The sequence below is a fragment of the Streptomyces sp. TRM64462 genome, from assembly GCF_013362995.1.
In the GTDB taxonomy this organism is placed as follows: Bacteria; Actinomycetota; Actinomycetes; order Streptomycetales; family Streptomycetaceae; genus Streptomyces.
Genome location: NZ_JABWDV010000353.1, coordinates 10,665 through 23,323 on the forward strand (window position 1 = coordinate 10,665; position 12,659 = coordinate 23,323).

A 12,659-nucleotide genomic window follows, 5' to 3' on the forward strand; every position below is an offset into this window, starting at 1 on the left:
CCGGTGGGGGAGCCGGCGGGCTTCCGCGTTTCCGGGACCGCCGCCCGGCCGCCCCGCGCCTGCTCCTTCGACGGCTCCCGTGCCTCCAGCACCTCGGGACCGTCCTGGCTCCGCGCCCGTCGCCCCGCCGTCAGCGCCCGCTCCACCGCCGCGTCCAGCGACAGGGCGCCGCCCTCCGCCACGTACGCCTGGAACCGCTCCGCCCCCAGCAGCTCACCCGCCCGCCGCTCGCACAGCTGCCGCGGCGCCCCGAAGTACGCCGAGCCGAACAGCGGCGGCCCCACCGCCTCCCACATCCGGCCCGCGGCGCCCTGCAGCACCGCCGCCTCCGCCGGGTCGCCCTCGCTCGCCGTCACCAGCGCCAGCAGCTCGATCGCCAGCACCAGACCCACCAGGTCGTGGAAGGCGTGGTCGATCGTGACGCACTCGTCCAGCAACTCCCGCGCCTCCCCGTGGTCGCCCCGCGTCCACGCCGCGTACGCCAGCACGTACAGCGCGTACGCCCGAGTCCAGCGCTCGCCGCGCTCCTCGCAGATCTGCCGTACGTCCTCGCACAGCGCCACGGCCGACTCCAGGTCCTCCTGGAACACCTTCGTGATCGCCAGCTCCACCTGCCCCATCAGCACCTGGCTGTTCAGCTCGCCCAGCTCCCGGTACGAGGCGAGCGCCCGCTCCAGCAGCTCCTCCGCCCGCGGCATGTCGTCCGACAGCAGCGCCAGGCATCCCTTGCGGTGCGTCGTGTACGCGAGGGCCAGCGCGTTCCCGGTCAGCGCCGCCCGCTCCCCGCACTCGTGCAGCGCCCCCACCGCCGCCGTACCGTCGCCCTGCAGGATCGCCACGTACGCGAACACCCACAGCGCCTTCAGCCGCGCCTCCTCGTGCCCCGACTCCACCGCCAGCGCACGGTCAAGCCAGTGCCGGCCCTCCGCGAGCCGCCCGCAGCCCACCCAGCAGAACCAGAGCGTCCCCGCCAGGTGCTGCGCCAGATGCGCGTCGCCCGGCACCTCCAGACACAGCTCAAGGGCCGCCCGCAGATTCGGCAGGGCGCTCTCCGCGCACGCCGCAACCTCCGCCTGCCGCGGACTGAACCAGTCCAGCTCGCACCAGGTGGCAAGCCCCATGTACCAGTCGCGGTGCCGCCGCCGCAGCCGCTCCGCGTCCCCCAGCGCGGTCAGCCACTCCGCCCCGTACGCCGCGACCGTGTCCAGCATCCGGTAGCGCAGGCCCGCCGGGCCCTCCTCGCGCAGCACCACCGACTGCGCGATCAGCTCGCCCAGCACATCCAGCACCCGCGCCTCGGGCAGATCCGGGCCACTGCACACGTATTCCACGGCGTCCAGGTCGAACGGCCCCGCGAACACCGACAGCCGCGCCCACAGCAGCCGCTCCTCCGGCGTGCACAGCTCATGGCTCCAGCCGATCGCCGTCCGCATCGTCTGATGCCGCGCCGGCGCACCCCGGCTCCCGCCCGTCAGCAGCCGGAACCGGTCGTCCAGCCGGTGCAGCACCTGCTCGACGCTCAGCGCCGACAACCGCCCCGCCGCCAGCTCCAGCGCCAGCGGGATCCCGTCGAGCCGCCGGCACACCTCCCGCACCAGAGCCGGATCAGCCGGCCGCAGCCCCGGCAACGCCGCCGCGGCCCGCTCCGTGAACAGCCGCACCGCGTCCCCGTCCCGCATCGGCGCCAGCGGCAGCACCGCCTCCCCGGCCACGCGCAGCGGCCGCCGCCCCGCCGCCAGCACCGTCAGGCCCGGCGCGCGCTCCAGCAGCTGCCGCACCAGGGCCCCGCACTCGTCCACCAGATGCTCGAACCCGTCCAGCACCAGCAGCAGTTCACGCCCCGCGAGATGTTCGACCAGCACCTCGCGGGGCGGCCTGCTCGTCTGATCCGTCAGCCCCAGGGCGTCCACCAGCGCGTGGTCCACCAGGCCCGGGTCCCGCAACCCCGCCAGCTCCGCGAGGCGCACCCCGTCGCAGTAGCGTTTCTGCGCATCCCGCGCCACGCGCGCCACAAGCCGTGACTTGCCCACCCCGCCCACCCCGACGACCGTGACCAGCCGGAACTCCGCCAGCATCCCGTCCAGTTCCGTACGTTCCGCGTCGCGTCCGACGAACCGGTTCAGCTCGGCCGGGAGATTGCTCCGTCGCATGGGACACGGAGCGTACCGATGACACTGCGCTCCGTACAATCGGGCTGCCTCATGCCTGTTCGGAGGGCTCCTTATCCGGTACGGGCAGCGCGCCCGGGCGCGATAGGCTCGGGGAACGACCTTCAACGAGCAGAGAGCGGTGCGCAGTGACCGGTGGAGAGGTTGCCGGGATCCTGGTGGCCGTCTTCTGGGCGATCCTGGTGTCCTTCCTGGCCGTGGTGCTGGTGAGACTCGCCGGAACGCTCAAGGCGACCACCCGGCTCGTGGCGGACGTGACCGACCAGGCCGTCCCCCTGCTCGCCGACGCGTCGGCGGCCGTACGGTCCGCGCAGACCCAGCTCGACCGGGTCGACGCGATCGCCTCGGACGTCCAGGAGGTCACGTCCAACGCGTCGGCGCTCTCCACGACCGTCGCGTCCACGTTCGGCGGCCCGCTCGTCAAGGTCGCGGCGTTCGGCTACGGCGTCCGACGGGCGCTCGGCCGCAACCGGGACGACCGGCCGTCGGCCGAGCGGTCCCGGCGCACGGTGATCGTCGGTCGTACGGTGCCCAGGGCCCGTAACGGCCGGAAGCGAAAGGGCTGACCGGACCATGTTCCGCCGAGCGTTCTGGTTCACCGCGGGCGCGGCCGCCGGTGTCTGGGCCACCACCAAGGTCAACCGCAAGCTCAAGCAGCTCACGCCCGAGAGCCTCGCCGCCCAGGCGGCCGACAAGGCGGTCGAGACCGGGCACCGGCTCAAGGACTTCGCGCTCGACGTCCGCGCGGGAATGCTCCAGCGCGAAGCCGAGTTGGGTGAGGCACTGGGCCTGGACGCGCCGCCGGCCGATCCCGCCCTGCCCGCGCCCCGCCGTTCCCCCAAGCTCTCGGCTCCGCTCGAGCAGGGGGGACCCCCATCCCTCGGACGCCCCACCGACCACCCGTACCCCAACCACCCATACAACCGGAATGAGGACCACTGATGGAGTCGGCTGAAATCCGCCGCCGCTGGCTGAGCTTCTTCGAGGAGCGCGGGCACACCGTCGTGCCTTCGGCGTCGCTCATCGCGGACGACCCGACTCTCCTCCTGGTCAACGCCGGCATGGTGCCCTTCAAGCCGTACTTCCTCGGCGAGGAGAAGCCGCCGTACAAGCGTGCCTCCAGCGTCCAGAAGTGCGTCCGCACCCCGGACATCGAAGAGGTCGGCAAGACCACGCGCCACGGCACGTTCTTCCAGATGTGCGGCAACTTCTCCTTCGGCGACTACTTCAAGGAAGGCGCCATCAAGCTCGCCTGGGAGCTGCTGACCTCCCCGGTCGAGCACGGCGGCTACGGCCTCGAGCCCGAGAAGCTCTGGATCACCGTCTACCAGGACGACGACGAGGCCGAGCAGATCTGGCGCGACGTCGTGGGCGTCCCCGCCGAGCGCATCCAGCGCCTCGGCAAGAAGGACAACTTCTGGTCGATGGGCGTCCCGGGCCCCTGCGGCCCCTGCTCCGAGATCAACTACGACCGCGGCCCCGAGTTCGGCGCCGAAGGCGGCCCCGCCGTCAACGACGAGCGGTACGTGGAGATCTGGAACCTGGTCTTCATGCAGTACGAGCGCGGCCAGGGCACCGGCAAGGAGGACTTCGAGATCCTCGGTGACCTGCCCAGCAAGAACATCGACACGGGCCTCGGTCTCGAGCGCCTCGCGATGATCCTCCAGGGCGTGCAGAACATGTACGAGACCGACACCCTGAAGGTCGTCATCGACAAGGCCACCGAGCTGACCGGTGTCTCCTACGGCAAGGCCCACGACAGCGACGTCTCGCTGCGCGTGGTCGCCGACCACATGCGCACGTCCGTCATGCTCATCGGCGACGGCGTCACCCCCGGCAACGAGGGCCGCGGCTACGTCCTGCGTCGCATCATGCGCCGCGCCATCCGAAACATGCGCATGCTCGGCGCCACCGGCCCGGTCGTCGGACAGCTCGTCGACACCGTCATCCGCACCATGGGCGAGCAGTACCCGGAGCTGGAGACCGACCGCAAGCGCATCGAGACGGTCGCCCTCGCCGAGGAGGCCCGCTTCCTCAAGACGCTCAACGCCGGTACGAACGTCCTGGACGGCGCCGTCACCGAGGCCAAGCAGGCCGGCTCCGGCGTCCTCTCCGGCGACAAGGCCTTCCTGCTCCACGACACCTGGGGCTTCCCCATCGACCTCACCCTCGAGATGGCCGCCGAGCAGGGCCTGACCGTGGACGAGGAGGGCTTCCGCCGCCTGATGAAGGAGCAGCGGGAGCGCGCCAAGGCCGACGCCAAGGCCAAGAAGACCGGCCACGCCGACGTCACCGCCTACCGCGAGATCGCGGACACCTCCGGCGCCACCGAGTTCACCGGCTACACCAACACCGAGGGCGAGACCACGGTCGTCGGCCTCCTCGTCAACGGCGTCCCGTCGCCGGCCGCCTCCGAGGGCGACGACGTCGAGGTCGTCCTCGACCGTACCCCGTTCTACGCCGAGGGCGGCGGCCAGCTCGCCGACCAGGGCCGCATCAAGCTGCACAGCGGCGCCGTCATCCAGATCCGCGACGTCCAGCAGCCCGTCCCGGGCGTGTCCGTGCACAAGGGCTCCGTCCAGGTCGGCGAGGTCACCGTCGGCGCCACCGCCTACGCCACCATCGACGTCACACGCCGCCGCGCCATCGCCCGCGCCCACAGCGCCACGCACCTCACGCACCAGGCGCTGCGCGACGCCCTCGGCCCGACGGCCGCCCAGGCCGGCTCCGAGAACTCGCCGGGCCGCTTCCGCTTCGACTTCGGCGCCCCGTCCGCCGTGCCCGGCACGGTCCTCACCGACGTCGAGCAGAAGATCAACGAGGTCCTGGCCCGCGAGCTCGACGTGCACGCCGAGGTCATGCCGATCGACGAGGCCAAGCGGCAGGGCGCCATCGCCGAGTTCGGCGAGAAGTACGGCGAGAAGGTCCGCGTCGTCACCATCGGCGACTTCTCCAAGGAGCTGTGCGGCGGTACGCACGTCCACAACACGGCCCAGCTCGGCCTGGTGAAGCTGCTCGGCGAGTCCTCGATCGGCTCCGGCGTGCGCCGTATCGAAGCCCTCGTCGGCGTCGACGCCTACAACTTCCTGGCCCGTGAGCACACGGTCGTCGCCCAGCTCCAGGAGCTGGTCAAGGGCCGCTCCGAGGAGCTCCCGGAGAAGATCTCCGCCATGCTCGGCAAGCTGAAGGACGCCGAGAAGGAGATCGAGAAGTTCCGCGCCGAGAAGGTCCTCCAGGCTGCCGCCGGCCTCGCCGAGTCCGCCCAGGACGTACGCGGCGTGGCCCTGGTCACCGGCCAGGTCCCCGACGGCACCGGCGCCGACGACCTGCGCAGGCTGGTCCTCGACGTCCGCGGCCGCATCCCGGGTGACCGCCCCGCCGTCGTCGCCCTGTTCACCACGGCCAACGGCCGCCCCCTCACCGTCATCGCCACCAACGAGGCCGCCCGCGAGCGCGGCCTCAAGGCCGGCGACCTGGTCCGCACGGCTGCCAAGACCCTCGGCGGCGGCGGTGGCGGCAAGCCGGACGTCGCCCAGGGCGGCGGTCAGAACGCGGACGCCGTCGGTGACGCCATCGCCGCCGTCGAGCGCCTGGTCGCCGAGACGGCCTGATGAGCGGCATGCGACGCGGCCGCCGCCTCGCGATCGACGTCGGGGACGCCCGGATCGGGGTCGCCTCGTGCGACCCCGACGGGGTACTCGCCACGCCGGTGGAGACCGTGCCGGGACGTGACGTCCCGGCCGCCCACCGGCGGCTCCGCCAGATCGCCGAGGAGTACGAGCCCATCGAGATCGTCGTTGGACTGCCCCGCTCGCTCAGCGGCAGGGAGGGGCCGGCGGCGACCAAGGTGCGCGCCTTCGCCCGGGAACTGGCCAAGGGCGTCGCACCCGTACCCGTACGCCTGGTCGACGAACGCATGACCACGGTGACGGCGACACAGGGACTGCGCGCCTCCGGGGTGAAGTCGAAGAAGGGCCGGTCCGTCATCGACCAGGCCGCCGCTGTGATCATCCTCCAGAACGCTCTTGAGTCCGAACGGGTATCAGGTAATCCGCCCGGTGAGAGCGTCGAAGTGGTCATCTGATCGCGATACGGTAACGTTCCGCGCATTGCGGTGGCATTCGAACAGCCGCCGTACAACGTCGAGGCGGACGTCCCGGAAGCCTCACGGCTGTTTGGGGATCGATGACTGAGTATGGCGGCAGGCCCGGCTCCCAGCCCTGGCACCCCGAGGACCCCTTGTACGGGGACCAGGGCTGGGGCGGTCAGCAGCCCGGCGATCCGTACTACCAGCAGCAGCCGGTGCAGCAGCCCCAGTACGGCGGCGGGCACGGCGGCCACCACGACCCGTACCAGCAGGCCTACGGCAACGACCCGTACGGCACCGGCGCGCAGCAGCAGTACGGCGGCGGCTGGGACACCGGCACCGGCCAGCAGGCCGCGATGCCGTACGGCGCGCCCCCGCCCGCCGACCCGTACGGCGGCCAGGCCCCCGACCCGTACAGCACCCCCGAGGCATACCCCCCGCCCCAGCCCCCCGGCCAGCGCCGCCCCGAGCCGGCGGAGGCCCCGGAGCCGGAGGACGAGTCGCACCACCCGTTCTTCGACGGCCCCGACGACGGCGACAGCGCACACGACGCGTACGACGACGACCCGGCCGAGTCGCGCCGCGAGGCCCGCGACCGCCGCGGCAGGAACAAGAAGCGCAAGGGCCGCAACAGCGTGGCCTGCCTCTTCGTCAGCCTGGTCCTCGTGGGCGGCGTCGGCTACTTCGGCTACTTCGGCTACCAGTTCTTGCAGGACCAGTTCGGCCCGGCACCCGACTACACCGGCAGCGGCACCGGCGAGAGCGTCACCGTCGAGATCCCCAAGAACGCCTACGGCAACGAGATCGGCAGCCTCCTCGTGAAGGCCGGCGTCGTGAAGAGCGTCGATGCCTTCGTCGCCGCCCAGGAGCACAACGAAAAGGGGCGCTCCATCCAGCCGGGCTTCTACACCCTGCAGAAGGGCATGTCCGCCGCCTCCGCCGTCGAGGCCATGGTCAACCCGAAGAGCCGCAACGTCCTCATCATCCCCGAGGGCAAGCGCAACGCCTGGGTGTACGAACAGATCGACAAGCGACTGGAACTCCCGGCCGGCACCACGGCGAAGGTCGCCAAGGAGCAGGCGGGCAAACTCGGACTGCCCGCCTGGGCGACCGGCCATCCCAACGTCAAGGACCCGCTGGAGGGCTTCCTCTATCCCGTGGACTATCCGGTCGCCAAGGGCAACAAGCCGGAGGACGTCCTGCGGAAGATGGTCGCGCGCTCCAACGCGGAGTACGCCAAGATGGACCTCGAAGGCAAGGCCAAGTCCCTTGGCCTCAAGGGGCCTTGGGAGCTCATCACGGTGGCGAGCCTCGTCCAGGTCGAGGGCAAGTACAAGCACGACTTCGACAAGGTCGCCCGCGTCGTCTACAACCGCCTCCAGCCCGACAACGTCGAGACCGTCGGACGCCTGGAGTTCGACTCCACCGTCAACTACCTCAGGGGCGAGAGCACCCTGGACGTCGGCTCGGTCGCGGAGATGCGGAAGATCAAGGACCCGTACAACACCTACGGCATCAAGGGTCTGACACCCGGTCCGATCAGCAATCCGGGCAAGGAGGCACTCGAATCCGCGATGGACCCGACGCCGGGCCCGTGGTTCTACTTCGTTTCGATCAACGAGGACAAGACCGTATTCTCGGTGACCAACGAGGAGCACAACCGCAACGTCGCGGAGTACCAGAAGGAACGGGAACGAGCGGGGCAATGAGTACAGCGAAGCACGCCGCGGTCCTGGGCTCGCCCATCGGGCACTCGCTCTCGCCCGTCCTGCACCGGGCGGCCTACGCCGAACTCGGCCTCACCGACTGGACGTACGACCGGTTCGAGGTCGACGAGGCGGGCCTGCCGGGCTTCCTCGACGGGCTCGACGCGACGTGGGCCGGGCTGTCCCTCACGATGCCGCTGAAGCGGGCCGTGATCCCCCTGCTCGACGAGGTCAGCGACACGGCACGCGCCGTCGAGGCCGTCAACACGGTGGTGTTCACCGAGGACGGCCGCCGGCTCGGCGACAACACCGACATCCCCGGCATGATCGCCGCACTCCGCGAACGCGGCGTCGAGAAGGTGGAGGCCGCCACGATCCTCGGCGCCGGTGCCACGGCCTCGTCGGCGCTCGCCGCGCTGGCCCGGATCTGCTCCGGACCGGTCACCGCCTTCGTACGGAGCGAGGCGCGCGCCGACGAGATGCGCGGCTGGGGCAAGCGCCTCGGCGTCGAGGTCCACACGGCCGACTGGGCCGAGGCGGTGCACGCCTTCGATGCGCCGCTGGTCATCGCCACCACGCCGGCCGGCTCCACCGACGCCCTCGCCCCGTACGTACCCGAGCGCCCGGGCACCCTCTTCGACGTGCTGTACGAACCGTGGCCGACGCCGCTGGCCGCCGCGTGGGCGGAGGGCGGCGGCGCGGTCGTCGGCGGGCTCGACCTCCTCGTCCACCAGGCGGTGCTCCAGGTCGAGCAGCACACCGGGCGCGCCCCCGCGCCGCTCGCCGCCATGCGCGCCGCCGGCGAGGCGGCCCTCGCGGAACGGTGACCTCCCGGTGCCTGACCGGTCCTGACCGGTGCCTGATCTGCGGCTGACCCGCGGCTGACCCGGCATCGCACCCCTCCCCCGCCTCTGACCTGCGCTCCCGCGCCCCGCCCGAGCGCCACGGCGCGGGACGCGGCGTCCGCCTGCTGGACCGGGGCCGGGCGCGCCGCCCGGACATGGGAGGATTTGAACAGGCGGGCCCGGCACCACGTACCCGGCCGCGCCGACCGCAGATCCAGGCGCGAGCAGAAGGAGCACCGTTGAGCAGGTTGCGCTGGCTGACGGCGGGGGAGTCACACGGCCCCGCGCTGGTGGCGACGCTGGAGGGTCTTCCCGCCGGTGTCCCGATCACCACGGAGATGGTGGCGGACCACCTGGCCCGGCGGCGCCTGGGCTATGGACGCGGTGCCCGCATGAAGTTCGAGCGGGACGAGGTCACCTTCCTCGGCGGCGTCCGGCACGGCCTGACGATGGGCTCCCCGGTGGCGATCATGGTGGGGAACACCGAGTGGCCCAAGTGGGAGAAGGTCATGGCGGCCGACCCGGTCGACCCGGCCGACCTCGCTGAGCTTGCGCGCAACGCTCCCCTCACTCGCCCTCGGCCTGGACACGCAGACCTCGCAGGCATGCAAAAGTACGGTGTGTCGGATGCCCGGCCGATCCTGGAGCGCGCCAGCGCCCGTGAGACCGCCGCCCGTGTCGCCCTCGGCGCCGTAGCCCGGTCGTACCTCAAGGAGACCGCCGGCATCGAGATCGTCTCGCACGTCGTCGAGCTGGCCGCCGCCAAGGCGCCGTACGGCGTGTACCCGACGCCCGCCGACGTCGAGAAGCTCGACGCCGACCCGGTGCGCTGCCTGGACGCCGACGCGTCGAAGGCGATGGTCGCGGAGATCGACCAGGCCCACAAGGACGGCGACACCCTCGGCGGCGTCGTCGAGGTCCTGGCCTACGGGGTGCCCGTCGGCCTCGGCTCGCACGTCCACTGGGACCGGCGGCTCGACGCCCGGCTGGCGGCCGCGCTCATGGGCATCCAGGCGATCAAGGGCGTCGAGGTCGGTGACGGCTTCGACCTGGCGCGCGTACCGGGCTCGAAGGCCCACGACGAGATCGTCTCCACCGACGAGGGCATCCGCCGCGCCTCCGGCCGCTCCGGCGGTACGGAAGGCGGCCTGACCACCGGCGAGCTCCTGCGCGTACGGGCCGCGATGAAGCCCATCGCGACCGTGCCGCGCGCCCTGAAGACCGTCGACGTCGTCACGGGCGAGGCCACGCAGGCCCACCACCAGCGGTCCGACGTCTGCGCGGTACCCGCGGCCGGCATCGTCGCGGAGGCGATGGTCGCCCTCGTGCTCGCCGACGCCGTCGCGGAGAAGTTCGGCGGCGACAGCGTGACCGAGACCCGCCGCAACGTCCGGTCCTACCTCGACAACCTGCACATCCGGTGAGCACCGGCCCGCTGATCGTCCTGGTCGGCCCCATGGGGTCCGGCAAGTCCACCGTGGGCCGGCTGCTCGCCGAGCGGCTCGGCGTGGCCTACCGGGACACGGACGCCGACATCGTCGCCGCCCAGGGCCGGGAGATCTCCGACATCTTCGTCGACGAGGGCGAGGAGTACTTCCGCGCGCTGGAGCGCGAGGCCGTCCGCGAGGCCGTCGCCCAGCACACGGGCGTCCTCGCCCTCGGCGGCGGCGCCGTCCTCGACGCCGGCACCCGCGCGCTGCTGGCCGGGCAGCCCGTCGCGTACCTCTCGATGGGCGTCGACGAAGCCGTGCGCCGCGTCGGCCTCGGCACCGCCCGGCCGCTGCTCGCCGTGAACCCGCGCCGCCAGTGGCGCGAGCTCATGGAGGCCCGCAGCGCCCTGTACACCGAAGTCGCCCGGGTGATCGTCGCCACCGACGACAAGACCCCCGGAGAGGTCGCCGCAGCGATCCTCGACGCCCTGCCGCATCTCCCGGGGGTCGCCCCCCGGACCCCCGGCAGCGGGGCGCAACGCCCCGGGGACGCCCCCGGGACCCCGGGCAGTGGGGCGCACGCCCCGGCCGCGGGGGACGTCGCCCGGACACCGGGCAAGGAGCCGCAATTCCCGGGGAGTACCACCCCCGGCAAGGAGGACAAGTGACGGACGCGCCAGTGACGCGCATCCACGTCGGCGGGAGTGCCGGCTCGGAGCCGTACGACGTGCTGGTCGGCCGGCAGCTGCTCGGCGAGCTCGCCGGGTTGATCGGCACCGCCGCCAAGCGGGTCGCTGTGATCCATCCGGAGGCGCTCGCCGGGACCGGTGAGGCGCTGCGCGAGGATCTCGCGGGTCAGGGGTACGAGGCGGTCGCTATCCAGGTGCCGAACGCCGAGGAGGCCAAGACCGCCGAGGTCGCCGCGTACTGCTGGAAGGCTCTCGGCCAGACGGGCTTCACGCGCACCGACGTGATCGTCGGCGTCGGTGGCGGTGCCACGACGGACCTGGCGGGGTTCGTCGCGGCGACCTGGCTGCGCGGAGTGCGCTGGATCGCGGTGCCGACGACCGTGCTCGCGATGGTGGACGCGGCCGTCGGCGGCAAGACCGGTATCAATACGGCGGAGGGCAAGAACCTCGTCGGCTCCTTCCATCCGCCGGCCGGTGTCCTGTGCGATCTCGCCGCGCTGGAGTCGCTGCCGGTCAACGACTACGTGAGTGGTCTGGCCGAGATCATCAAGGCCGGTTTCATCGCCGATCCGGTGATCCTGGACCTCATCGAGGCCGACCCGGCGGCCGCCCGCACCCCGGCGGGCCCGCACACGGCGGAGCTGATCGAGCGGTCGATCCGTGTGAAGGCCGACGTGGTGTCGTCCGACCTCAAGGAGTCCGGCCTGCGGGAGATCCTCAACTACGGCCACACCCTCGCGCACGCCATCGAGAAGAACGAGCGCTACAAGTGGCGGCACGGCGCCGCGGTGTCGGTCGGCATGGTGTTCGCCGCCGAGCTCGGCCGGCTCGCGGGGCGGCTGGACGACGCCACCGCGGACCGGCACCGCACGGTCCTGGAGTCGGTCGGGCTGCCGCTGACCTACCGGGGCGACCAGTGGCCCAAGCTCCTGGAGACCATGAAGGTCGACAAGAAGTCCCGCGGCGACCTGCTGCGCTTCATCGTCCTCGACGGCCTCGCCAAGCCGACCGTCCTGGAAGGCCCCGACCCGGCAGTGCTGCTCGCCGCGTACGGGGAGGTCTCGGCGTGACCCGGCCCGTACTGGTCCTCAACGGCCCGAACCTCGGCCGCCTCGGTTCCCGCGAGCCGGACGTCTACGGCGCCACCTCCTACGCCGGCCTGGTGGAGACCTGCCAGGCGCTCGGCAAGGAGCTCGGCTTCGACGTCGAGGTGCGGGAGACCAACGACGAGGGGGAGCTGATCCGCTGGCTCCACGAGGCGGCCGACCGTTCGATTCCGGTCGTGCTCAACCCGGGCGCCTTCACCCACTACTCGTACGCCGTACGGGACGCGGCCGCGCAGCGTACCGCTCCGCTGATCGAGGTGCACATCTCGAACCCCTACACGCGTGAGGAGTTCCGGCACACCTCGGTGGTCGCGGCCATCGCCACCGGCACGGTCGCGGGGTTCGGCATCGGTTCGTACCGGCTCGCCCTGCGGGCGCTCGCCGACGAGTTGACGGACTGACAGCGAAGCCGGGAGGACCGGGAACCCTTCCGGACCGTTCAGCGTCTGACGGCCCGGGAGGGTACGGTTCGGTAACGGGCGACCCGAACGGCCGCCCGATCAGCGTCAGTCGGACGAGACGGAGTGGCACCGGATGCAGCACGCAGTGGGGGCTCCGCTGCCGCCGCCCCACCACCAGCCGGGGCAAGCGGCAGCGGGGTGGACGCAGCACGCACACCACCCCGGAA

Annotated in this window: 10 protein-coding genes and 1 pseudogene; 10 read left to right on the forward strand and 1 reads right to left on the reverse strand. The window is 72.0% G+C overall.

The window, feature by feature from the left end:
* Positions 1-2,150: AAA family ATPase (locus HTZ82_RS19320; protein WP_254711962.1), on the reverse strand; the 2,150-nt coding region annotated here is incomplete at its 3' end.
* A 146-nt stretch (positions 2,151-2,296) separates the two neighbouring features.
* Here HTZ82_RS19320 and HTZ82_RS19325 point away from each other — a divergent pair.
* From HTZ82_RS19325 to aroQ, 10 genes and pseudogenes are all read left to right on the forward strand, one after another.
* Positions 2,297-2,734: a DUF948 domain-containing protein gene (locus HTZ82_RS19325; protein WP_175410675.1), complete on the forward strand. Its 438-nt coding sequence runs from the start codon at positions 2,297-2,299 to the stop codon at positions 2,732-2,734.
* Positions 2,735-2,741: 7 nt separating this feature from the next.
* Positions 2,742-3,110 (forward strand): DUF6167 family protein, encoded by a 369-nt coding sequence (locus tag HTZ82_RS19330; RefSeq protein ID WP_175410676.1) that lies wholly within the window; start codon positions 2,742-2,744, stop codon positions 3,108-3,110.
* Positions 3,110-5,779: an alanine--tRNA ligase gene (gene alaS, locus HTZ82_RS19335; protein WP_175410677.1), complete on the forward strand. Its 2,670-nt coding sequence runs from the start codon at positions 3,110-3,112 to the stop codon at positions 5,777-5,779. The genes HTZ82_RS19330 and alaS overlap by 1 nt, the downstream gene beginning before the upstream one ends.
* A complete protein-coding gene (ruvX, locus tag HTZ82_RS19340; protein ID WP_175410678.1) occupies positions 5,779-6,252 on the forward strand; it encodes a Holliday junction resolvase RuvX in 474 nt (157 codons plus the stop codon). The genes alaS and ruvX overlap by 1 nt, the downstream gene beginning before the upstream one ends.
* Before the next feature lie 101 nt (positions 6,253-6,353).
* Positions 6,354-7,964, forward strand: coding sequence for an endolytic transglycosylase MltG (mltG, locus tag HTZ82_RS19345; RefSeq protein ID WP_175410679.1), 1,611 nt, complete (start codon positions 6,354-6,356; stop codon positions 7,962-7,964).
* Positions 7,961-8,788, forward strand: a complete 828-nt coding sequence (locus HTZ82_RS19350) for a shikimate dehydrogenase (protein WP_175410680.1) — start codon at positions 7,961-7,963, stop codon at positions 8,786-8,788. Before mltG ends, HTZ82_RS19350 begins: the two co-directional genes overlap by 4 nt.
* 257 nt (positions 8,789-9,045) lie before the next feature.
* On the forward strand, positions 9,046-10,230 hold the full coding sequence (aroC, locus tag HTZ82_RS19355) for a chorismate synthase (protein ID WP_175410681.1): 1,185 nt from the start codon (positions 9,046-9,048) through the stop codon (positions 10,228-10,230).
* A pseudogene (locus HTZ82_RS19360) lies at positions 10,227-10,727 on the forward strand (shikimate kinase); the annotation flags it as partial. The gene aroC and the pseudogene HTZ82_RS19360, both read left to right, overlap by 4 nt.
* Before the next feature lie 173 nt (positions 10,728-10,900).
* Positions 10,901-11,995: a 3-dehydroquinate synthase gene (aroB, locus tag HTZ82_RS19365; RefSeq protein WP_175410682.1), complete on the forward strand. Its 1,095-nt coding sequence runs from the start codon at positions 10,901-10,903 to the stop codon at positions 11,993-11,995.
* A complete protein-coding gene (gene aroQ, locus HTZ82_RS19370; protein ID WP_175410683.1) occupies positions 11,992-12,432 on the forward strand; it encodes a type II 3-dehydroquinate dehydratase in 441 nt (146 codons plus the stop codon). The genes aroB and aroQ overlap by 4 nt, the downstream gene beginning before the upstream one ends.
* Positions 12,433-12,659: the final 227 nt, after the last annotated feature.